Source organism: Paenibacillus chartarius, from assembly GCF_042432825.1.
Lineage (GTDB): Bacteria > Bacillota > Bacilli > Paenibacillales > NBRC-103111 > Gordoniibacillus > Gordoniibacillus chartarius.
This window is the reverse complement of the sequence record NZ_JBHLWN010000063.1, coordinates 1-22,385: the sequence shown is the minus strand read 5'-3', so window position 1 is coordinate 22,385 and position 22,385 is coordinate 1. Positions and strand designations below refer to the sequence as shown.

The 22,385-nt window shown below is 47.4% G+C and carries 23 protein-coding genes, 2 pseudogenes and 1 riboswitch; of the genes and pseudogenes, 8 read left to right on the top strand and 17 right to left on the bottom strand.

Annotation, left to right across the window (positions count from 1 at the left end):
* Window positions 1-43: 43 nt before the first annotated feature.
* From ACFFK0_RS15425 to ACFFK0_RS15390, 8 genes are all read right to left on the bottom strand, one after another.
* Entirely contained in the window at window positions 44-2,338 is a 2,295-nt protein-coding gene (locus tag ACFFK0_RS15425; RefSeq protein WP_377471154.1) for an ATP-binding protein, read from the bottom strand.
* Window positions 2,339-2,359: 21 nt separating this feature from the next.
* Window positions 2,360-2,602 carry a hypothetical protein gene (locus ACFFK0_RS15420; RefSeq protein ID WP_377471153.1) on the bottom strand — a complete coding sequence of 81 codons (243 nt, stop codon included), beginning with the start codon at window positions 2,600-2,602 and terminating at the stop codon, window positions 2,360-2,362.
* Between the two features lie 2 nt (window positions 2,603-2,604).
* Window positions 2,605-3,072: a sigma-70 RNA polymerase sigma factor region 4 domain-containing protein gene (locus tag ACFFK0_RS15415; RefSeq protein WP_377471152.1), complete on the bottom strand. Its 468-nt coding sequence runs from the start codon at window positions 3,070-3,072 to the stop codon at window positions 2,605-2,607.
* A gap of 1,439 nt (window positions 3,073-4,511) precedes the next feature.
* Complete coding sequence (locus ACFFK0_RS15410; RefSeq protein WP_377471151.1) at window positions 4,512-4,997, bottom strand: hypothetical protein; 486 nt, start codon at window positions 4,995-4,997, stop codon at window positions 4,512-4,514.
* 324 nt (window positions 4,998-5,321) lie between these two features.
* Window positions 5,322-5,885 (bottom strand): response regulator transcription factor, encoded by a 564-nt coding sequence (locus ACFFK0_RS15405; RefSeq protein ID WP_377471178.1) that lies wholly within the window; start codon window positions 5,883-5,885, stop codon window positions 5,322-5,324.
* Window positions 5,788-7,338 (bottom strand): sensor histidine kinase, encoded by a 1,551-nt coding sequence (locus ACFFK0_RS15400; RefSeq protein ID WP_377471150.1) that lies wholly within the window; start codon window positions 7,336-7,338, stop codon window positions 5,788-5,790. The genes ACFFK0_RS15405 and ACFFK0_RS15400 overlap by 98 nt, the downstream gene beginning before the upstream one ends.
* 17 nt (window positions 7,339-7,355) lie before the next feature.
* Window positions 7,356-8,327: an alpha/beta hydrolase gene (locus ACFFK0_RS15395; protein ID WP_377471177.1), complete on the bottom strand. Its 972-nt coding sequence runs from the start codon at window positions 8,325-8,327 to the stop codon at window positions 7,356-7,358.
* A gap of 292 nt (window positions 8,328-8,619) precedes the next feature.
* Window positions 8,620-8,709, bottom strand: a riboswitch (cyclic di-GMP riboswitch).
* 548 nt (window positions 8,710-9,257) lie between these two features.
* Entirely contained in the window at window positions 9,258-9,500 is a 243-nt protein-coding gene (locus tag ACFFK0_RS15390; RefSeq protein ID WP_377471149.1) for a helix-turn-helix domain-containing protein, read from the bottom strand.
* 215 nt (window positions 9,501-9,715) lie between these two features.
* Here ACFFK0_RS15390 and ACFFK0_RS15385 point away from each other — a divergent pair.
* Window positions 9,716-9,844, top strand: a pseudogene (locus ACFFK0_RS15385) (type II toxin-antitoxin system RelE family toxin); the annotation flags it as partial.
* Between the two features lie 59 nt (window positions 9,845-9,903).
* On the opposite strand, the gene ACFFK0_RS15380 reads toward ACFFK0_RS15385, so the two are convergent.
* The gene (locus ACFFK0_RS15380) at window positions 9,904-10,854 is read right to left on the bottom strand and encodes a substrate-binding domain-containing protein (RefSeq protein ID WP_377471148.1); all 951 of its coding nucleotides are present in this window, start codon (window positions 10,852-10,854) and stop codon (window positions 9,904-9,906) included.
* A 156-nt stretch (window positions 10,855-11,010) separates the two neighbouring features.
* Between ACFFK0_RS15380 and modA the strand changes: the two genes are divergently transcribed.
* Window positions 11,011-11,862: a molybdate ABC transporter substrate-binding protein gene (modA, locus tag ACFFK0_RS15375; protein WP_377471147.1), complete on the top strand. Its 852-nt coding sequence runs from the start codon at window positions 11,011-11,013 to the stop codon at window positions 11,860-11,862.
* 12 nt (window positions 11,863-11,874) lie between these two features.
* The gene (gene modB, locus ACFFK0_RS15370) at window positions 11,875-12,534 is read left to right on the top strand and encodes a molybdate ABC transporter permease subunit (RefSeq protein ID WP_377471146.1); all 660 of its coding nucleotides are present in this window, start codon (window positions 11,875-11,877) and stop codon (window positions 12,532-12,534) included.
* A 678-nt stretch (window positions 12,535-13,212) separates the two neighbouring features.
* Here modB and ACFFK0_RS15365 read toward each other — a convergent pair.
* Together ACFFK0_RS15365 and ACFFK0_RS15360 are read right to left on the bottom strand one after the other, a co-directional pair.
* Window positions 13,213-13,518, bottom strand: a complete 306-nt coding sequence (locus ACFFK0_RS15365; RefSeq protein WP_377471144.1) for a P-type ATPase actuator domain-containing protein — start codon at window positions 13,516-13,518, stop codon at window positions 13,213-13,215.
* An 84-nt stretch (window positions 13,519-13,602) separates the two neighbouring features.
* A complete protein-coding gene (locus ACFFK0_RS15360) occupies window positions 13,603-13,749 on the bottom strand; it encodes a cation transporter (RefSeq protein ID WP_377471143.1) in 147 nt (48 codons plus the stop codon).
* 215 nt (window positions 13,750-13,964) lie between these two features.
* Between ACFFK0_RS15360 and ACFFK0_RS15355 the strand changes: the two genes are divergently transcribed.
* A complete protein-coding gene (locus ACFFK0_RS15355; RefSeq protein ID WP_377471142.1) occupies window positions 13,965-15,293 on the top strand; it encodes a cytochrome ubiquinol oxidase subunit I in 1,329 nt (442 codons plus the stop codon).
* A gap of 12 nt (window positions 15,294-15,305) precedes the next feature.
* Window positions 15,306-16,322, top strand: a complete 1,017-nt coding sequence (locus ACFFK0_RS15350) for a cytochrome d ubiquinol oxidase subunit II (protein WP_377471141.1) — start codon at window positions 15,306-15,308, stop codon at window positions 16,320-16,322.
* On the opposite strand, the gene ACFFK0_RS15345 is transcribed toward ACFFK0_RS15350, so the two are convergent.
* From ACFFK0_RS15345 to ACFFK0_RS15320, 6 genes and pseudogenes are all read right to left on the bottom strand, one after another.
* Window positions 16,251-16,622 carry an SCO family protein gene (locus ACFFK0_RS15345; RefSeq protein WP_377471176.1) on the bottom strand — a complete coding sequence of 124 codons (372 nt, stop codon included), beginning with the start codon at window positions 16,620-16,622 and terminating at the stop codon, window positions 16,251-16,253. The two genes, ACFFK0_RS15350 and ACFFK0_RS15345, sit on opposite strands and share 72 nt — an antisense overlap.
* Before the next feature lie 146 nt (window positions 16,623-16,768).
* Window positions 16,769-17,212, bottom strand: a pseudogene (locus ACFFK0_RS15340) (ABC transporter permease subunit); the annotation flags it as partial.
* A gap of 123 nt (window positions 17,213-17,335) precedes the next feature.
* The gene (locus tag ACFFK0_RS15335; RefSeq protein WP_377471140.1) at window positions 17,336-17,668 is read right to left on the bottom strand and encodes a hypothetical protein; all 333 of its coding nucleotides are present in this window, start codon (window positions 17,666-17,668) and stop codon (window positions 17,336-17,338) included.
* Between the two features lie 134 nt (window positions 17,669-17,802).
* Window positions 17,803-19,758, bottom strand: a complete 1,956-nt coding sequence (locus ACFFK0_RS15330; protein WP_377471139.1) for an insertion element protein — start codon at window positions 19,756-19,758, stop codon at window positions 17,803-17,805.
* Window positions 19,751-20,005 (bottom strand): hypothetical protein, encoded by a 255-nt coding sequence (locus ACFFK0_RS15325; protein ID WP_377471138.1) that lies wholly within the window; start codon window positions 20,003-20,005, stop codon window positions 19,751-19,753. The genes ACFFK0_RS15330 and ACFFK0_RS15325 overlap by 8 nt, the downstream gene beginning before the upstream one ends.
* Before the next feature lie 151 nt (window positions 20,006-20,156).
* Entirely contained in the window at window positions 20,157-20,462 is a 306-nt protein-coding gene (locus ACFFK0_RS15320) for an ABC transporter permease subunit (protein ID WP_377471137.1), read from the bottom strand.
* 22 nt (window positions 20,463-20,484) lie between these two features.
* Here ACFFK0_RS15320 and ACFFK0_RS15315 point away from each other — a divergent pair, with 22 nt between their 5' ends.
* The 3 genes from ACFFK0_RS15315 (at window position 20,485) to ACFFK0_RS15305 (ending at window position 22,240) form a co-directional block, all read left to right on the top strand.
* The gene (locus tag ACFFK0_RS15315) at window positions 20,485-20,676 is read left to right on the top strand and encodes a hypothetical protein (protein WP_377471136.1); all 192 of its coding nucleotides are present in this window, start codon (window positions 20,485-20,487) and stop codon (window positions 20,674-20,676) included.
* Window positions 20,677-21,569: 893 nt separating this feature from the next.
* The gene (locus ACFFK0_RS15310) at window positions 21,570-22,031 is read left to right on the top strand and encodes an ATP-binding protein (protein WP_377471135.1); all 462 of its coding nucleotides are present in this window, start codon (window positions 21,570-21,572) and stop codon (window positions 22,029-22,031) included.
* 101 nt (window positions 22,032-22,132) lie between these two features.
* On the top strand, window positions 22,133-22,240 hold the full coding sequence (locus ACFFK0_RS15305; RefSeq protein WP_377471134.1) for a helix-turn-helix domain-containing protein: 108 nt from the start codon (window positions 22,133-22,135) through the stop codon (window positions 22,238-22,240).
* Window positions 22,241-22,385: the final 145 nt, after the last annotated feature.

The window sequence follows — 22,385 nt, the reverse complement described above, 5'->3', positions numbered from 1 at the left end:
TCTCAGTCGTTCTCTCTGTCTTTCTTGCTCGTAAAGGGGAAAATCATGGGTGAAAATGATGATCGCCGGTTGCAGTTTGACCCGGCATCGCGCTTCCAAGCAATTCCCGCTCCACCTCATCCACTGCACGCCCGTCATGTGTGTCGGACCAGGCCCGCGCCTCCTTGATCCAGGCTTCGTGCCGGATGGGGACGATATCGTTTTTGATCGTGAACAGCTCGAGCCGGCCTTCATGGCCTTTCGTGCGTACGATGGCATGAAGCTCGGCGAGATTCATCAGATCGGCGTTCGTCACAAGCGGCTTCAGCCACCGCGACAGCTTGTCCGCATCCGGACCGCCAAGCTGAAGCAGCATCAGCGTGCCGACGTTGCCGAGAATCGCCTCCAATATGCGGTCGGACAATTGCGACAAATACTGCGTGGCCAGAAACAGCGACAAGCCGAACTTGCGGTCCTCGGCCAGTATTTTCGTCAAAATGTCCGTCGCAAACAGATGAATCTCATCGGCAAAGAAGAAATGCGCCTTCGATTGATGCTGAGGCCGCTTGCGGCAGGTGAAATGGTAGTCGATGAAAAACAGGCTGGCCAATATCTTCAGCAAATCCGGTACGCAGCCAGAGCCGTCGATCAGCACGATGTGGCCGTCATCCATGACCTGCCTCGTGTTGACGCTGCTGTGAAGCTGGCCGAGCATGCGCCGCGACATTGGGTACGTGGTCAAAGCGCCAAGCTTGTTCATAATCGGTCCGAGGTGCTCGCCGAAGTTTTTGATCTCCGCGAACTCGTTCGTCCAAAAATGACTCAAATGCAAATCCAGATGCGGCAATATTTTTTTGCGGAACGGCTCATTGAAGAAAATATCGATGACGCCGAGCACCGTTTGCGGCGGCACGAAGAGCAAGCTGAGCACAGCGTTGCGGAGATAATGCTCCGCCCGCGGCCGCGACCCGGGAAACAACTGCTGCAGCGTCGTGACAAATTCCCCTGTGAGGCTTTCCCGCACATCGGCATGCGCAGACTGAAACAAGTTGAAGCCGCGCGGCCGGTCGGTTGGCCCGAGCGGGATGATATGCAGCTTCGGGTACAAGCTTTTCGGGATATAGCTCAGCAGCGTTTCGATCGCCCCGCCGTGCGGATCGAGAAACGTAAAGCCCGGCGCTTTCTCCGGCGAACGTTCCAAGTCATCGACCATTCGGGTCATGATGGAAAGCAGCGTCGACGTTTTCCCCGAGCCGGTCGTTCCGGCGAGAAATGCGTGCTTGAGCATCTGGTTCACCGGCATGCGGATCTCCCGGTCCGTACCCGGCACATTGCTTTTGCCGATGTACAGCCCTTCCGAGAGTCCCACCGGAGCAGGCACGATCTTCGCATGCATTTTTTCCATATGCGCGGCGGCCGGATCGCCGAAAGCGGGAATGCGCAGCCAGTAGCCGAGCTCCTCCGAGGTGAGCAGCAGCTTCTTTGAAGGCCAGCCCGGAATAGGCGCTGCCCGCTTTCCCCGAACGGGACGCAGCACAATGCCGTTGCCGCTTTTCATCGTTTGCAGCATGTCGTTCATCGTCTGCAGTCTCGCTTTGGCCGCATGCGAACGAATGAGGACGCGAAAACCTGTCCACAGCCCGATTTCGTCCTCGTCTTTCTTAGCTTGAAGCGAGCGCATGACGTTTTGTTGGTGGACGGTAAGCTCCCGTGGGCCTCGTTTTTCCTTCTGATTCGTTTGCATCTCCCGCCAGATCGCCTGAAGCGAGACCGGCTCGCTTGATGGGGAACGCAGCCAGTTTTCCGCTTTGCGGATGCGGCGTTGCAGAATACGTTTCCCCGCCGGCGCAAACGACAGCGCAAGCCAAACCTCCTCGCCCGCCTTGAGCTCTCCCGCGCCCATCGCTGCGATCATCTCGCCCACCGGGTCTTTGCCCGCCGGATGAAAGGCAGCGACCGACAGCGCGCCCCTGTACGCCGGACGGCCTTCGGCCACGATCACGTTGTTGCCCGAACCAGCCGCAAACACAGGCGCTTCCACCGGGAGCAAATAGATCCCGTGCACCTGAGTATGAAAGCCCGTGCGAAACCCCATCCAGCGAATGTCGGGGACAGAGAAATACAATCGTACGCGTCCGGCGGGTCCTGCGCACCGGATCAGGAAACGAAAGGTTAACTGTCCATATCGAAGACGCTGGAAGCGGGAATGGCCGAGCTGGCTGATATGTCTAGCAAAACGCGCCGTTTTGGCGAAGTCCATCTGCGCGGCATCCAGGGAGGGCATCACTTCGAACCAGAGCGTTTCCTTATGCTTGCCGCGCCCCGGCTCGCACCATGGCGGAAACAAAAAAGAGAGCATCGCGGCTCCCTCCCTTCCTTGCTATACGGTTGTTTGTTGTCCGTAAAGTACATCACCCCTTCGAAAAGGCTCCGGAAACTTGTCTTCCACGAACCCTTTAGAAATAAAAAAGACAGGCGGTTCCGGTAATGCCGGTCGGCCTGTCTCACATTCTTTCACAATACAAGCATACCATTTTTTTGCGACATCATCCTCCCCCAATTGCTGACTTTGTTGTGCCGGGGCATGACGAAATTGAGACAGCAACGTGACAACAATCCGCATGTTCAGGTAGCCTCCGAATCAAGCAAATCGTCCTTCAGGCCAAGGATGGAATCTTTACCTCCCGCAATGCGGTACAAGTGCTCCAGCGTTCGACGCCGCAACCGGTAAAAGCTGCGCAGCGTAATGTTCAGCTTTTCCGCAGCCGTCAATGTCGGCAAATTCATCCGGTATTTATATTCCACCAGCTGCTGCTCATCCGCGTGCAGCCCGCGAATTGCCGTCTCCAGCACCTGTATTTTGGCTTGAAGCAACGGAATCTCGATTTCCTTCACCTGAAGCCGCCGGATCACTTCATTTAAAATCGCTTCGTTTTTTTGTCCTTTGCCATGAATGTTTACCAGTTCGAGTCGTTGCGCAAGTCCGGGAATGTGATCCATTTGCGCTTGAAGCGTCTCCAGCCGAGACCGCCATTCCGGCAAGTCCGTCAGCCAGCCTTCCACCTTTCCGTATGAAATGCGCTCTTTCACCATCGCCACCCCCTTTGTCGAATTCGTCCTCTAACCCGGCCGTACCAATCCTGACGCATCAACTTCTCGTAAAAGCATAACGAGTACGTCATCTTCGGGGTATCGCTTTTCATGCTAGGCATACAGCCACGTTCGGACAGTTTAGCTTGCTTCTCTGCCAGAGCGACATTCGATTCCCTCATGGCTGATTCTCCTTTCTATCATTTTCATAGATACGTTCCTTATACAGGAGACAAAAAAGAGCGCCTGACTTTCTCCTTTTAAGAGAAAGCTGCGCTCCTTTGCCCGGCGGCAGAGTAAAACCGTCCTGGCGAAACAGCCAGATTCCGCTCCAACCTGCCGTTAACGGCATTCGGTCAAACAAAAAGACAGGCGATTCCACCGTTGGACCGCCTGTCCGCATATATGCACAATAGCAATGTATCACGGATTTGGTGACGCTGTCGTCTCCCGATTGCTGACGCCATTGTGCCACTTTTTGACACATTCATGACAAAACGGCAAATTAGCGAATCCACCGACAGGATCCGCTAAAGCCGAACCACCTTGAACCCAACCATCCGCTCCTTTCCTGATTATTACAAAAAAGAAAGCACTCGAAAAGCCTGTCCTTATTCACCTACAATACCATCGTACCACGAAATCATCCCGCTATGGTTCCATGGTTGTATCTTCTTTGTTTCACTGTGCTGCGATTGTTGTGAGGTATTCGTTTGCGATTTGTTTCGACTTTTTGAAGCAAGTAATTCGATGAACGTTTCGACTATAGTAAGGATGGCGTTCACAATACTGCTATTTTATAATGGAAGATAAGATCCGCAGTTTTGGGGGAGAAAGCGATATGGAGTTTAGGCTCGAGGATAATAACTGATTTCTGAGAGACGATGAATTAATTCATGATAGGAAAGCGAATCATACAACCGTGACTGCAATAAAGAGTGCTTAAAGAGGAAGGGATTAAAATGCACTTAGGGAGTCGATCATGTTATATGGAGTAACAATATCTATTGTGCTTTCTACGATCATCTTGGGAACTTTGTATTACAACCCTCGACTCTGCAATCCTATCCTGCGAACATTCAAAAAATAGTTGCATTAAAGACTAAATCAGAACTAATGCAAACCAAATTTAACTTCTTATCATCAAAGGAACAGAAGGAATGTCCGAATACAAAAGTTACTTTTTCCATTTTAGAGGCTTTGTTATTGGTCTATGTCTATCCCTTGCTATAAGTTTGGTCTTAGCGACAGTAATCTCGTTCTTATAATTATTCAATAACAACAATATTTACGAAAAGAGCCATTTGAAAAGAGAGAAGACTGTCTTAAAGAAACAACTACTTCAATTGACGAAATCTCGACGAATCTGTTTGAATAACCGACAATGAGAAGAACCCGCCAGTAAATGAGAATACCGGCGGGTTCATCCCATAACCTCAAAATCAAGACAACTTCGCACAAGAAAATATCGCACAACTCCCTATTCCGCTTTCCTGATGTTCCACCCATAAAATCGATTGATCTCCTCCGACTGCCAAGTACAATTGCCGCAATATTTCTTGCCGCTTGCGATAAAAGACACTGTGCGACAAATGGAAACGTTCCATCATTCTCCTGCTGTCCAGTCTTTTTATGTACCGCAGCTCTACGAATTGCCGGTCCAATTCCTGCAAGCGGGCTACGGCCTGTTCGAGCAAATGGACGCGCATTTCCCAGAATGGCAGTTCTTCTTCCTGAATGCGGATCCGCCGGATAACCTCATTCAGCACATGATCGACTTTTTGTCGTTCTCCGTGAACGTTTACAAGCTCCAGCCGTTGGGTCAAACCCGGCAAATGCGACAACTGCGTTTGCAATAGCTCCACGTGCTCTTTCCACATCGGCAACGCTTCCAGCCACTCTTCAATTGCTTCATAGCGATATCTCATCCCTATTTACCTCCCATGATTAGTTCTGTTAGAGATTCCTTCATCAAAAGACAAAGACAGTATTGATTCTTTAGAACTTCCACCTCCATCCCTTGTCATTCTCTGACGTTTCCGATCGATAATAAAGCCAAGAACATCGCAGAATGTCACTTATCCGAATTAGTCTGAATATTACGTCATCTTCTACCTTCATTTTACAAATTCCGCACTTCATCCGGCAGTACTCACTTTCTTGGGGAAATAATGTCCAAGGTACTCATTTTTTTAGTACCTCTACCGCTTTAGCCAAAAAGAAAATCCGGCCCACGCCGGATCTCATTCCACTTACCGTATTCGTTTTCTGATCGTCTCTACCGCTTCCCTCAGACGGCGCGCACCCAGCTTTTTCAAAAGCGAACCGGTTTGGTTCTTGATCGTCTGCTCAGTTTTGTGCAATACTTGGCCGATTTGCGACAGCGTGTACCCTCGCTCGGCCAGATCGAAAATTTCCCGCTCGGCCGTGGTCAACACACGCAATTTTTCATCTTGCTTCAACCGTTCGTAATCCTTCAGCAACACCTCGATCGGCGCCGCATTCTGATACGTAAACCGAATCGCGGCCGGAATGTCCCGGTAACGGGTTTTGTACAAGTAATTGACCGCTCCGGCGGCAAAAGACCGGATGATTAACTCTTCGTCTTCCTGTCCCGTGAGCATGATCACCTTGACCGGCTGCAGGTGCACGATTTCGCTGACCGCATCGATGCCCTCTTGCCGGTTTTCCGTCAGATGAATGTCCACGAGCGCCACGTCAAATGATAGCGTTTGCGTCAAACGAACTGCCTCTTCCTTGTTCGTCGCCGATCCGGCTACCAATATATCTGGCTGATGATGCAGATAATTCGTCATCGTCTTGATCCAGTCCGGATCGTCTTCGACCATGAGAACGCGAATGTTTTCCATCGTGCTCCTCCTCTCTGTCATCCGCCGAAACATCCACGATGGCATGAATCGGAAAACGAAGATAGACCGTCGTTCCTTCTCCTTCCAGACTGTGAATGTCAAGCGAACCGCCGTGTTTGCGCATAACGTTATACACGTAAGATAGACCGAGACCGAAGTGATTGCTGCGATTCGGTTTCGTTGTAAAAAACGGTTCGAACACAAAAGCCAGATGTTCTTTGGAGATGCCCGTTCCGTTATCTTGAACCGACACAATGAGCTGTTTTTTCTCAAATGCAACCGAGATGGTCAGTTCTCCTCCCGCCGACATTGCATCGACCGCATTGCGGATCACATTGACGAGCGTTTCCGTCAGGTGCACCGGATCGCAGCGAAGGTAGACGGTACATGCGGCGTTCCAGTTCACATGAATCTGCTTCGCGTCCATTAACGGACGGCACAGCAGCAACGCCCGTTCGATCAGGTCGCTCATCCTAACCGTCTCTTCATTCAGTACAAGTTCCTGCACGTGTTCTTGAATGCGCTCCGCCATCGCCAGCATATGCGCCGCTGCACCGGCGATAATCTCGACTTGCTCCTTCGTGTTTGGATCGGCAGCCGCCGTGGAGACCAGTAAATTATCTGTGGACATCGAGATTTTCGTAATTTCGTTTTTGATCGTATGATTCAAAAAGCTCGTTCCCATGCTGACCGCCCGCATCGTGCTTTCCAGGCTCTGTTTTTCGAACCGAAGCCTGACGCCGAGCAGTCCGTATCTGGCGGCAAAATAGAGAAACGCGATAAAGCCGAGAATAATCATCCAGGTATTGTACCGCCACGCTTCTTCGACGTGAAACACTCGCAGAACATAATTGGTTAACAGCGAGAACAGCGTCAATGGGCTGACGATCACGCAGAGCATTCCCTTCTGCCGTTTCAGGAGCGTTTGCCCTTCCCGGATCGCGGAGCGAATCATCAGGAAGTTGGCGGTCAGCACATATGGAGCAACCCAAAGCGTAAGCAGCCTAAAGTCGGCCTGAAGCTGAGGATAAACCGGAAACAGCGCATACATGACCGGGATCGGAAGAAAAAACACGATAGCCGAGATTATCCTGTCCACCCGATTTTTCGTCCAGACACCCGTGCAGCGAAAGCTGAACATGAGCAGCACATAAGGCGAAATGTAATGCGACAAGGAGGAAAAAACGCCCACCGCACCTTGTGCCATCCCAATCATCGCATGGTCCTCCGACAACCATTCACGCAGGAACGGACTGACCGACTCGTCCATCACATCGGCCAAACCTCCAAATCCGGAGAAAAAAGCGACGGCGCCGCCCCATCGGGTCGCTTCACTTGTCGGATTGGTCGTTACCAGGATGGTGGCCAGAATCCAAAGCAAAAGAAATAATATAACCATTCCGACTCCCTCCCTTGCTAGGACAATCGGGAGGACACAAACGACAGCACATCTTCGGCGATTTGCCTTCTCTTCAGAACGATGCCCGCATGACCGCTAGCGTACACGATTCTTTTGGGTTTGTCCCACGATTCCCAAAGGCGGGCCGCATCTTCTTCCAGCACATACCGGTCATAACGGCCTGACAGAAGCAGAATACGATCTTTTGGAATAACTGGCTCAAACCGGCTTGGATCCGTGATCGCCCAGCACGATTCCAATTGCTCGTATGTAAAACCGTGCCGCTCCAAATCCTCACGGATATATTTCCCCGGTATCGTCTTCCATACGGAATAGGCCAGCCGATTCGCATACATAACCGAAATGAGCAGATCGATCCGCTCCTCGATTACTCCGGTCAAATTCGTTACAAATCCCCCCAAACTGATTCCGATCAGAATGACACGTCCGCCTTTCCGCTCTTTGATCCAGCGAATCAGCGCCCGCAAATCCGAAACCGCTTGCTTAACTGCCAGCAGCGTGCGATCGATGTTGGCGCTGACCATATATTCACCGCCGTAAAGCGCTTCCTCGGGCGACCGCTCGAAATGATACGGGAGCGTAAAAAAGTACATGTCCGCCCCACGATTCATAAATCCGGGCAAAAACAACTCTTTGATGCGGTCCAGCCCGTCCATTCGCCAGCCATGCACAAATATTACATGCTCCTTCGCTTCCTTCGTTCGACCGGCATAATACCTACCGGAAGCCACATCGTTGTTCCGGTGGCCGGACGATATTTCGCTGTCGAATGCATATCGGCCCCATTCGTAATTCCCGCGTTCATCCGAACGCGTCCAATGAATGTGCGGCACCTCAGGCGTCGCATAATTTGCTTGCAGTCCAGCGATATCGACAGAAATAGGTGACATGAAGTCATACGCATATTGCGAATCCCTGCTCCTTTTCCGGTGAAGCTGATGCAACAAATAACGATCCAGCAACGGCATCCAAAATGAAATCATAATCCGGCACTCCCTTTCGATGTGGAATTGCACCTCAATACGATTGATAACCATATCATTCTACGCAAAACCGGCTTTGAAGCCCTCGTCATATCGATAATAATCGAAAAAGCGGAAAAAAAATGCTGTCATCGGTCAATTAATTGACGGCAGATGTCGAACGGGCGCCGTTATGAGTTGTGTATTCCATCCCACCTCCCTAGTATGATGATGTCCGCCTCCTTTTGCGAATGCAAAAAGACACTACCCTACGGCGGCAGTGTCCCGTTGCTGTCGATAGGGTAACCCGGCGGTCATCGCATGCTTTCATGCATTAGATCCGTGGCTTTGCGTCCCTGTCTTTCGAGCAGGTTTGCCTTTTTTCCTGGTTGATCGACATGATTGTATAGGACGATTCTATCATATATGTTCCAAAAATTCAAATATTTCGGAATGAAATCTATGCCTATTATCCCGGGACTAAAATTCCATGTCCATAACTGAAATCCTACTTTGTTTCATTCGGTGCCTGCACGGCAAGCGCAACATGAAGGCAACTCTTCTAATAAAGGCAACCTCGTTGTTTTCAGGTAATAATGATCGGCTTCCTTTCGTTGACTTCGATAGTCACATCTCACTATAATTGCGATTTCCAAACATCTGGGAAAGGAGGCTTGTATGCTGATAGGAGATTTGTACTATTTGTCGGATATGCCTTTGTCCACTTTCTTGTTGAACAAGGCGCTACTATTTCTTGAACTTTATGCGATTTGTCTTCTGTCCGGTTTCATCCACGTCCGGCAAATCAAAAAAGCGTGTAAAAATGGGAAAGTGACCTTACAGGAAGTGCGGGACGAGATCCGAAATGTGAAGAACGCGTTGCTGACAGTAACATTGCTTACGCTCGCAGCAGACTCATTGTTCGTGATTACGGCTTTAACGGTCTGAAAGCCGATTCAGTTCATCTTCGACCTGCCGAATCAAATCAGCTGCCGGAATATGCAATCCTCTCGCAAAAGCAAACAGACTCACGATACTTGCAATCTTCCTGCCATTCTCCACATAGCTGATGAATGTGCGATTGAGAGACGACCTATAGGCCAACTCTTCCTGTGTCATTTTTAAGAGCTTTCGTTGTTTCTGAATGACCCTGCCAAACGCCAACACTTCTTTGTTCATTATTTTACCTCTGAACTGTAGCTTATAGGCTAATTCTATAACCGCTACAAACAAACGCCACCGCCTATAGGCTACAATGAGGGGTTTCATTGAATTTCTCGCTTTACCGGTCAAAAGATTCGATTTGTGAAAAAGCAGTTGTAGAGCCGCTTTTTAACGGCACTCTGCAGGAATAAGAACAGACGCCATAGCACCTGCTCTATTGCTTCCTTCAAATGAAAGGCTATGTCGGCCTTTATCGGCTGCGTGTTGGTACATTACGAATCCTCTTCGAAATTAATCACGACGAGAGAGTCGTTTACATACGCGCTATCGATTCTCGCGGTGATATATACAAAAAGTGATACACTCCTTCCCGTCAAATGGAAAGGGGTGTATCACTTTTTGGGCCGAATTTTCATGTTTAGGTTTCATACAAAACCTGCCCTGTCAGTGACAAGTCGTACCCGGGAATTGCTCGTAGCTCATTCTGAAATGCATCGGATTTCAAAATTTGGATCACATGTTCAATCCAAATTCGATTCGCTGGCTTTCTCATCATGACGAGGTCGTATCTTTCTTGAATCAGGGGAATAAACTCGACATTGCTGACAATCGAAGCAGCTTTTTCAATACCTACGCCGACATCCGCTTCGCCCGAAGACACTTTCCCGGCTACTCCCAGATGATTGGATTCTTCAGAAGCATAACCTTGGATTTGATTAGGTTGAATACCGTGAAGACGTAGTTGTTCGTCAAGCAAAACACGGGCTCCCGAACCTTTTTCACGGTTTGCAAGCCGTATACCCTGACGCTTCAGATCGTTCCAACCCCTGATTTGATGAGGATTGCCTTGCTGTACATAAAACCCGGCCCAACGTAAAAGCAAGTTCACAACCAGATATGATGACCCGACAAGCAACTTGCGGATGTATGGGAGATTGTACTCTCCAGTATCACCGTCCAGAAGATGAGTGCTTACGATGTCGGATTCGCCGCGGTACATGGAAATCAAGCTGTCTAGGCTCCCGACAAAGGAACGCAACGGACGAACGCCAGAGATGGTTTTCTCAATATGATTCGCTAAAACATCCAGGCTAATATCCTGCCCGGTTATCACAATTGGTCGGAGTCCATTTGTGGAGGCTGATGGATTGAATGGTACAAGAGGATCGACAACGATTGGTCGAGCGGCAATCTTGATCCCTTTAGTCCGTTGTTTGTAGGCCTCCAAGTCGATCGCGTCCACTCGCATTTGCTTGCCAACCCGATAAGAGGGCAACTCACCTTTTTTGATTAAGTCATAGACTGTAAGCTTGGATATTTTAAGAAGTTTGGCAATTTCTTCGGTCGTATAAGAGATATTGTCGGACATCAAGATCCTCCTTGTTTGCATTCATATCCGCCTTATTATTTTAACACAACCAAACATAAAAAGATGATGAATCAAGTTTACAATATGATTAGGCATTATGTATAATCATATCTAAATTTATTTATTTATTATTAATCATTATATGGGAGTGGGAAAATGTTAAAGATCATTAAAAGTAGTATGGTTTTGTTATTGGTTGCTTCGATGGCTTTTGTATTCGCAAGCTGCGGCTCGGAACAAAAATCGGCTGCAAATAGTCCGGTCCCGACACAGTCAACCAACACGAGCAAAGCAAGCTCGAAAACGGCGGAAACCATTGAATTGACCGTTTCGGCGGCTGCAAGTCTGACGGATGCGCTTAATGAAATACAGAAGACATACGAAGCAAAGAATAAAAGCATCAAACTGAACTTTAACTTCGGCTCATCCGGGGCCTTGCAACAGCAAATCGAGCAAGGAGCACCTGCGGACCTGTTCCTTTCTGCCGCGTCCAAAAACATGAAGGCGCTTGTCGATAAGCAATTGATCGATGTGAATAAACAAAAGAATTTGTTGACTAACGAGTTGGTAGTTGTCATTCCGGTTAATGGAAAAGTAGCGATTGGCAGCGTATCGGATTTATCGAAAGCAGAGGTAAAGAATGTGGCGATCGGCATTCCGGAAAGTGTGCCAGCTGGAAACTATGCCAAAGAAGCGTTAACAAACGCTAAACTGTGGGATACGTTGCAATCCAAAACGGTTCAGGGCAAAGACGTCAGACAAGTGCTTCAATATGTGGAAACGGGAAATGCAGATGCCGGATTCGTGTATAAAACTGATGCTTTGACTTCAAAGAATGTAAAAGTAGCTTTTTCTATCGATCCGAAAACCTATACGCCTGTTGAATATCCGATTGGAATTGTCAAAGCGACAAAACATAGCAAGGAAGCGGAAGAATTCTATACGTACCTGCAATCGAAAGAAGCCCTGGATGTATTCGTCAAATACGGTTTTACCATTTCAAAGTGAATGTAGCGAACTATGACTTGGCATGGATATTGGTCTCCGATTCAACTGTCGTTGCAAGTTGCGTTTTTGTCAAGCATATTGGTAATTGTATTAGGTTTGAGTATTGCTTGGTGGATGTCCCGGCAATCGTATAGAGGAAAAACGCTTATCGAAACAGCATTCATGCTGCCTCTTGTACTTCCGCCAACAGTCATAGGTTTTTTGCTTTTGGTCATGCTCGGTCGAAATAGCTGGCCGGGACGTTTTATTGAGTGGGTGTTCTCCGCACCGATCATATTCTCGTGGTGGGCTGCTGTTATCGCGTCAATCGTGGTAGCCTTTCCGCTTGTTTATCAAACGATGAAGGTGGGTTTCGCTTCAGTTGATCGGGACTTGGAAGATGCGGGGCGTTCAATCGGAGCGAGTGAATGGCAAGTATTTTGGTACATCACCCTTCCTTTATCCTTTCGGTCAGTAGTATCCGCATATATCCTCGGATTTGCACGCAGTCTTGGTGAATTCGGGGCAACCTTAATGATTGCGGGGAATATTCCAGGCAAGACCCAAACGATACCTACTGCAATTTATGTTGCGGTAGATGCAGGGAAAGCTTCAATGGCTTGGGCTTGGACTTGTTCGATGATCATCATTTCTTTTATTTTACTGCTGTTAACCGGACGCAAAAAATCATAACCCAATATTCCAATTTCCTTAGCGTAATAAAAAACGCTAAGGCGACAAGGTTTTGAGGCTTAGGGTAATATTTTTGTTAAAATGTCGGCAGAACCCCTACATACGCATGAGCTGTGCAGTTGAAGGTACAATATAGAAACTGAGCAAAATCCAAAAACAAAAAACGAATCTGACTTTGTTCAACCCGTCACTTCCTTTCGGACATCGTTTCGACGGTAAAAAACCGAGAAGCCGCAGGATCGGCTCCTCGGTTTTCTGATTCGTCTTTCATTACTTGGCTGCATAAATGTGCACCGCAGCCTGAACACCGCCGACCGGCGCCAAGTATTCAACGGTTGCACCTAATGCTTCTCATCAATATAAGATCCGGCATCCACCGCTCGGTCATCTCGATCGCTTCCCACCCATTGCGGGCTTCAGCTACATTCTCGTGGTAAGTTTCGGAGTTCCCTCCGTATCGTTCCCGTCTTGTCAAGAAGAACAACATCGGCATCCTGAATGATTTCGATGTATTTCCCCTCTCTGAACAATATTCCTTTCTCTGCGGCGCGTCCCGAACGGTAGCCAAACCAACGGCGCATGGACAAGCAATGACATGCACGGAAATGGCATTCTCGAGCGCATTGGCAAAGCTACCCGGCTGAAAGAGTAAGAACTACGCTGCGAAAGTTATAACCGCTAGGCACTATAACGGACACGAATATTCCGGCAATTCGATCCGCCGCGCGTTGGATTGGCGTTTTTTGAATTTTGGGCTTCTTCGATGAGACGAGCTATTTGGGCAATGGTCGATTGATCGCCCGAGCGTGTAGAGACAACTTTTAAGGTCCCGTTATTATTGATCGAACCGCTGATAATCCGATCATTCTTTTGCCTTTCCACCGGCGCCGGTTCCCCTGCAACCGAAGATTCATCGACTAATGACCGGCCTTCCAACACTTTACCGTCGACAAGAACTTGCTCGCCCGGCCGGATCTGGAACATGTCTGTGTTTGCATCGTTATGAATCTGAGCCCCAAACCTGAGCAACTCATTTTTTGAGGCGATCTGCCCGATTTGCAGCTAGCTTCAATTATAATTTACCGAGGCCCGGCCAACAGCGAAGTTGACCGCCGCCTCCTGTACACCTTCCATTTTGCCAAGCGCCTTTTCGATTCGCGCAGCACATCCTGCGCAGGTCAAACCAGTAATATCGAACCTAATTTGCTCGGCCATACCGCGATTTCCCTCCGTACTTTGCCCTCGCTTTCATGGACAATCCCTATCACAACCTCATCGGAAAGAAAAAATGCTCGAGCTGTTTTTGCACTATCACTTATTTCGACTGGAAATGCAAATGGGAGTTCCTGTATACTTCCATGCGGGATATGACATACTAATCCTTAATTGATTGAAGCGTTAGGATCTTCAAGGAGTAGGGGGAACATGAAATGAGTACGCTGGATTGGAGCAGGGGGTTAACGGAAATGACCCTCGCTTTTCATATTCTGTTCGCTACGGTAGGCGTGGGCATCCCCATTTTCATTTCGATTGCAGAGTGGATAGGCATACGTAAAAAAGATCCTCACTATACGTTGATGGCAAGGCGGTGGACACGAGGCTTTGTCATCACCGTCGCGGTAGGCGTGGTAACAGGGACGTGCATCGGTCTTCAGTTAAGCTTGCTGTGGCCCGAATTTATGAGACTGGCGGGAAATGTGATCAGCCTGCCGCTATTTTTGGAAACTTTCGCATTCTTTTTCGAGGCGATCTTTCTGGGTATCTATCTGTATACATGGAACAGGTTCAAAAATCCGTACTTGCACTGGCTACTAACCGTTCCCATCGTTATCGGCTCCTCCGCCTCGGCTTTATTTATCACGATGGTGAATGCATTTATGAATACACCGCAGGGATTTACAGTAGAACAGGGAAACTTCATACATATTGATCCGATTGCGGCGATGTTCAATCCGGCCATGCCCTCCAAAGTTGCGCATGTGTTGTCTTCCGCTTATGTAACGGCGGCTTTTTTGCTTGCCATGATTGCGGCTTTCGGTATGTTAAGAGGAAGAAAGGATGACTATTACAAAAAGTCAATCCAATTGAACATGGCAGCCGGACTCATCTTGGCTGCCACGACGATCTGGATCGGGGATTGGTCCGCCAAATTTCTGGCCGAGGCGCAGCCCGAGAAGCTGGCTGCGGCCGAATGGCATTTCGAAACCGGCAATGAGGTTTCGTTGATTGTCGGAGGGAAGTTGAATCCAGAGACGAAGGAAGTGACGGGAGCCATTGAGATTCCATGGGGGCTTAGTTTCCTTGCCACAGGCGACCCGAATGGGACGGTAGTGGGATTGAACGATTTTCCGACGGAGGAGTGGCCTCCGCTGTATGTGCACTATTTATTCGATTTGATGGTCGGCATCGGTTTTTATTTGTTGGCCGTTCCCATTCTGTTTTTGCTTATCAAGAGAGTCAAGGGTTGGAATGCGTATAATCGCTGGATCCTAACGAGCATCGTCGCCGGAGGGCCCTTATCGCTTCTAGCTATTGAATTGGGATGGTTTTATGCCGAGGTGGGAAGACAACCATGGATCATCCGAGGATACATGAAAGTGTCGGACGCGGTGACAACAAATCCCAACGTTGGGTTTACGTTTTGGCTTTTTGCCGCCCTCCATGCACTGCTTGGCGTCATTTGCTTATTCGTCCTTGGCCGACTGTTCCGAAACAAACCAGCGGAAATGGAACTGGAGGAACGACGCATCATTTTGTAAAGGAGCATGAAGATGACGTTGGAACAGCTTGGAATTACGGTTCTTTGGGTGTTTTTATACGGGTATTTGATCGTTGCTTCCATTGATTTCGGCGCCGGTTTTTACGCGTACTACGGCAGGCTTATCGGAATTGAATCCATCATCGGGCCGCTAATTTCCCGATATCTATCTCCCGTCTGGGAAGTCACGAATGTGTTTCTCGTCTTTTTCTTCGTGGGCATTATCGGATTTTTTCCGGACACGGCATACTACTATGGAACCGCCTTGCTGATCCCCGGAAGTATTGCGCTGATCTTGCTTGCGATTCGGGGATCCTTCTACGCCTTCGCCAACTACGGGGCAAGAAAAAGCAATCTTTACTTGCTCGCTTACGGGGCAACGGGATTGCTGATTCCAGCCGCGCTGTCAACCGTGTTCACCATTTCGGAAGGCGGTTTTTTATCCTTCGAAGGCCGCTCAATTCATTTGTTGATGGAGGAGCTATTTTTCAGCACCTATTCATGGGCCGTCGTCTTGCTCGCCATATCAAGCGTTCTCTTTATCAGTTCTTCTTTCCTTGCGTATTACGCGGCTCATGCCGAGGACCGAAAAGCACTAGAGTGGCTTCGTCGTTTTGCGCTTTGGGCAGGTATCCCGACCATCATTTCCAGTCTGTTTACGTTTATGGCACTGCGAAACCATAACCTCGAACATTTTCTGAACACGCTGGATGTATGGTGGATGTTCGGCATGTCTCTCGTTTGTTTTGCGATGGCGATGCGGCTCATCTGGCGCAGACAAAGATTCGGCTTGGCGTTTATTCTGGTGATGGCCCAATTCGCCTTCGCTTTTTTCGGTTACGGACAATCGCATCTGCCGTATCTGCTTTATCCCGTCTTGACCGTCACTGGCGGTGTGACGAACCCGGTGATGGGACGCGCATTGGTTGCCTCATTCGCGGCGGGACTGCTGCTGTTGCTACCGGCGTTGATCTTGCTGTTGCGTCTGTTTTTGTTCAATGCGGATTATGTGAAAGGGAAAATGCCATGAACTTATTTGACCGACAGGATAAATGGCTGACGTGGTTATGTTTCGGAATCGCCTTTTTGCTTTTGGTTTCAGGGGCTCGATATTTATAATAAAACCGCTTTTTGAAAAGAGACGCGAAAGGTGCAGGATACAATTTCTGCCTTGATCCCGACATTTTTCATCATTTGCTGCAGTTCGGCGAACGGTTGTGCAATGCGTAAATGTAAAATAGGCGACCCAAACCTTATCTTTCGAATCCGCCAGTCCGAACGGTTCCCCGTCCTGATTCGTAAACGTAAAGTCGGCAACTTTAACATTCAGATCATTCGGTTTTCCTACTCCGCAGGCGGATAAGGTTACGAGACAACCAAAGCGTATACGAATATAAAGTGCCGCAGCAGTTGCGATTTGTTTCGACGAATTATCTGGTTCCCTCCTAGCGTATCATTGTAAGGTCTTGAGCCATTCTACCAATGCTGACGATGCGAATGGGACCTAACCCGCTGATTCGGGCGAAGGCTTGTCTCCCCTTTCAGCCGAATTTCAGGATTGAGATAACGGCATGACAAATCAACCAGCAGATTAATACCCGCCGCGCTCAGCAAGCTCCCTAAGCTGACGACAAACATATTGATGACAGGGGTCAGGCAGTGACGAAAAGCGTAGAGTATCAAAATGCGTTTACTGTTTATCCCTCTTGCCCGAGCTCCCCGGATGAACTCCTGACCCAAGCTTTCGATAAGACTGGGTGCGAATAAGCCGAACATAAACAGCCGCCATCGTCAACCCCAACGTCAGCGAAGAAAGGAATAGGTGCAGAATAGGTGCAGAATCGAACCAGTACCTATTGATGGAAGCAACCGGGACCGTACTGACAGGCTCTCAATGAAAAGAAGCCCCAGCCAGAAGCTAACGGGTTCCGTTTTGAGGTGGAAAGCGTCCAAATGTCACACAATTTGACAAGTAAATTGTCAATTAAATGCACGTTGGATTAACAAAAAAGGCGTGGTCTTTTGACCATGCCTTTTTCAGCGTCAATATTTTATCAAGATGCCTGTGCTTTTCTCATCAGTTTGCCTATAAAACGTCAATGTTGCCTTCTTATCTTTTGTGGTCAAAATAAAGGAGAAAGGTTCATCGTCAGTAGTCATATTGAACGTCCAACCCTCTTTTTTGGCTTTATCTTCGTACCAAGCTACTGTATCATTGTGTGATTTGGGAATCGAGTAGCACGTTCCGCCCAAATGAAGTATTTCTTCGGGACAAGCAGTTTTGGATTCCTTCGCTTCAGGAGGGAGAGGAATGACCGAATTTGAACACGCAACCAAAATGAGCATAAATGCAATTAACAGGATAATTTTTTTCACAAATACCACCTCCATACAATCGGATCTCTATTTGTTAGACGTTTCATCTCCACTAAATGTTCCATTCATTTAACTTATTTTACCACTAAAAGTTGTTTTCTTTGAAAAAAATTAAAGCCAAGGGAACCCTAGCTTTATCTAAAGTAAATGATATCTTTTATTGTGAACTGGTGGTCTGTAATCCCGATTCGTTGAGCGGGGGTGGCTTTTGTTCCATCATACGATTTGAATGGCATGCAGAAGTTATAAAAGGTGCGAAGAATCGTTTGTGCGTATTGAGCGTATTTAGGATTGAAGTTGGCATAGATGTAACTCTTGCCTTCGCCTCTCGCTGTTACAAGCGGTCTTTCCAAAATAGATATCCTCCGACGTATTTGTTGCAAGAAAGCGTTGACCGCTTTGTCGTTTACTTGGAGTATCATATTGGCAATATCTTTAGGTTCATATGCGGATAAATCGGTGGTGCAGTCTACATAACGAATTCCCTGGTCGGCAGTAGGCAAAGGGTGTTCAATCGGAGTCTTTGCCCATTTGGGATAATTTTTGCCAACTACGCTGACCATCTGATGAAATGTGTGTGTTTTGAACAATTCGGTCAACTTCAAGTATGCAAGTTTAGAAGCGGAATCTTTGAAGTATCCGTTACTTCGTCCCCAAGCAACAAGTTGCTCTCTTGCTTTTTGGCTCTCCATGAACGCATCCCGTCGGCTTTTTCTTCGGTCAATTTTGCATAGGAAATGATGTGCCGCGAATAGACGAATCTCTTTAGCGAACACGCGGTAGAGAGCTGTCATAATCGAATAGTCCTCGTCGGTGACAAATCTCCATTCATCAGCTTGCACCATTTGTTTTATCCACCACAAGTGAGCAATGGTCGTATATGTCGAATTCACATGAAGACCATCAATATATTTTTTCCTGCGGTTGAATTCATTCAGTTCTTCGCGGTATTCGTATTGGGTCTGAGTATCGTTGTCGGTAGGCGGCTGAGGAGCAAAAGAAAATCTTAACCTTGCATTTTTCCTTGCAAACTCGTTCAGATGGTCTTCTTTATATAATTTTGTATCATTTTCGATGTCATCCATGCCTATGTTCCAATCATAGGCAACGTCAGACCTGAATACGTATCGGGAATGAACATCACTGGTGACAACGATATGAGTTGCGAAATGCCTATCTTCCAGGTCGTCGTACCGAAGATTGCCTTGACCTCGCTTACGGACATTGTTCAAGTAATAAATCATTTTGTCCGTATTCAGCCACATGACATCGAATTTCTTTTTTGCAAACGCTTTGGTTTCGTGCCGTTCAAGAAACTCCAAGCATCTTTTGTAAAGCCACTCCAATTTACTGTAATACGTTTCGGAACCTATTTGGAGTATTTCACAAGTTCTTTTAACTGGAGTTCGGTTCAAAAGGCATAGGGCGAGAGAGAGTAGCACATCATTTCGTTTCTGATGGTATCCAAAAGATTCTCTCTGTGACGGCAGTACATTTGTTATCTTTTTGCAAGCCTTGCATTGCCATTTTTGCGAATTGCTACTGCTTTTTCCTTGTTTATAAAAATCCTTCGGACTAACGAATGGAGTAAGGCTAGCATTCGAGCAAGCTTCCCGATGGAATTGATACTCAGGCTCCCAATCCTGAACGCTATCGACCGCCGCGAGACGGGCGATTTCCTCCGCAATAGACCAATTGGATAATGGTTGTGTGGTGCTATCCCAAGTCATCCCAACTCCTGTTCGAATCGGGTCAGGGTTGCATACTATCGACTGGCTGCCATGTTTTAGACTCCCGATCAATTTGTACCTGCTCGGTTTATTTTTAACGGTTTCAAATCTTTGTTGAGGTAAGCCAAACCATTTACAAAAAGGGTCAGTACAGGTGTTCATTTGAATCTGATATATCTTATCATTCCAATGAACATTCACAGGTCTAAATAAAACATCGCGGTATTTATTTGCAAATTTTAACGGCGTTAGCAGGAAATAATCGCCAGACCGCCGCGAATGTATTTCGCTATCCGTTATCGGTCGTTCAACCGTAACGATATTATCTTCTGTGGTTGCTAACCTTTTTAATTTAGCCAACGGTGCTTTCCTCCGCTTCGGTATCCGAGAAGATTTGTGCCATTGCACGTTTGTTACGTCTCTTATCTTTTATCCATTTGATAAACTCTGGGTCATCTTTCAATTTCGACAATACTTGGTCTACAACTTCATCTTCGGTGTAGCCAGTGTATTGAGCGTAATATTTCACAATAGCCTTTGCTCGGTCAGAAACAACCCAGGTTGCCTTACTGCCAAGTCTAGGCTTTGGTTTGAGGAACAAATCCATCGAGCAACCTCCTATTTTAAATTGGCATCCAAATTGACGCATGAAATGACAATCAATTGACATCTAATATGACATTATACATAAATTGTTTCCATAATTCCAAACGTATATACATTGTAGTGTCATTTTGAGCGAAATAATCAAAAAACCCTTAATGATAAAAGAAAAATGGCGTGTCAAATTGGTTGTCAATTTGCACGCCATTCGGCTTGTCATTTAATGTTTTCAACCTCAAAACGGAACCCGTTAGCCAGAAGCTAGGGACGGAAGCGCCGACGATGGCGACGAAACGGCTGAATCGGTCAATCCATCGGTTACGGTATATAGCGGACGACATGCCGAGCGGAACCGCGATAAGGATTAAGAAGGACGTACAAGTGAGCAGCAGAGTCGCGGGCAATTTCCCGAATAACTCCTCCTCACCGGGCGGTTGGTCATAGGAGAAGCCAAGATCCATTCGGACAAAATGTGAAACCCAGTTGCCGTATTGGATGTTGCACGAGTTTGTACACCATGAGCAGCAGTTTTCCGCGATACGCCACTTTACGCTGCAAGAGCAAGAGAAGGCAGTAGGAGATCATCGCGATGCTGATTTGCGTGTTGACGGCATTAGCGCTGATACCATACAACCGCTTGATGTGCAGATGCTGTTTGACCCATTTGAAGAATAATGTATACGCTACTTAGTTCTTCCGCGCTGATCGTCATATCGTTGGTAATGATGGTGATCTGCCCATTTCCATTCCAGAAAATCCTAACTTGACTACCGGATTAAATGAATTAGCTCCCCACAATAACACCCTTTCTGTCGTTAGTCCAGAAGCATTTGCTGCTATCAACACTTTACCTGGCGACGTCAATGCAAAAGTTGAATAATTGTGTAAGAGCCGATTCTTTTTCTTTACAGGAACCGGCCTAGTCATAATTCGATTTGTTATCCTCCCCCATTCAGAAAGGCAAATTCCCAAACTGAACTTGTATCTCAGAAATGATCTTTTACACAAGTTTGTCTAGGACAATACTGTTTCAAACCGTCCCAACAACCCCATATGCAATTTCTGCATTGCTTAGGTTGCACACGTTTTTGATCTAAGAATGAAATAGCAGATCGGTGCATACTTGTTCTCCCTGTTTGATTAAGTTCCTTAAAGCAACAGAAAATATTTTACCCAAACGCTTAGTTTCTTATTCACCCGCCTGAAGCAAACACCGATGCTCAAATTCCTTACAGCCGTCATCCACAGCGGGTTATTTACTCAGTAAAAATAGGGTTGCAAGAACGCATGTTCGGGAGGAGTCGGCGTTTTTTTGGCGAATAATTGGGTATAAAGAAGGATTCTGTCGTAAATAGCGGAGATTCATTAGGAAGGATGGAGTTTATCTGTAAGTCCTAAGGCCTATCTTCTTTCGAGATCGTACAAACGATAACACAAACCCTTTGAAATATGGGGCCGAAGGATTTTGTCTATAGTAGCTGGGAGGAATTTGTTGCTTCCAAGCTCAAAGCTGCTCCAATTCGGGGTAGCTTCTTATTTTGATTCTCTAGCAAAGGAAGTAGCCGTTGATGCCTAATATTGAACAATTGCTCGTACAAAACGATTTTTATCATGTGTTCCAGCCCATCTATAGGTTCCCCGGAAAGAGCATCCTTGGTTACGAGGCGCTCATTCGCGAGTTTTCTGGTCAAAATGGACAGGTATTGACCGAGGAACTTAGGTTGGAGGAAATAATCACTGCCGTTTGCCGCAATGCATGCGAAGCGTGCGGATCTAATGGAATTGTAGGATTTCTCGTTCGGATATCCGATGAGACGGTGGAATTCATTATTTCGGACAATGGAGAAGGAATCGCAGCGGACATATTACCTCGTGTCAAAGAACCGTTTTTCACGACGAAAGAAGAAGCGCTCGGTTTTGGATTGAGTTATTGTGAAATCATGACCCGGAAAATAGGCGGAAGAATGCATATCCAGAGTTCGACAGAGGGAACCGAAGTTCGATTAGTATTTCCATTGTCAACCCTGTAGATCCAGGCATTGAATGGAATTTGTCCATCTGCTGTTGTTGAAAATCGAGAGAAGCGATCTGACGGTTCCTAAAAAAACGTCCCCGAGCTTTCTTTGCTATTGTGGCTCAATTCCATCTTATCAAACACTGCATCGAGCGTGAAGGGCTCTCCCAACGGGAAACCGCACAGAAGCTCGGAATCTCACGGAACACAGTGAAAAAAACTTGAAGAGAGAGAAGCCTCCCACTACGGTAGAACGGATTCTACTGCTGATCGACGAGTGGCTCAAAACCGATCAGAACGAACGAGATCCTAGGAGTCTGTCCGACGAATTGAGTTTTAGTGAAGCCTCTACCGTCGTAGATTCGGATTT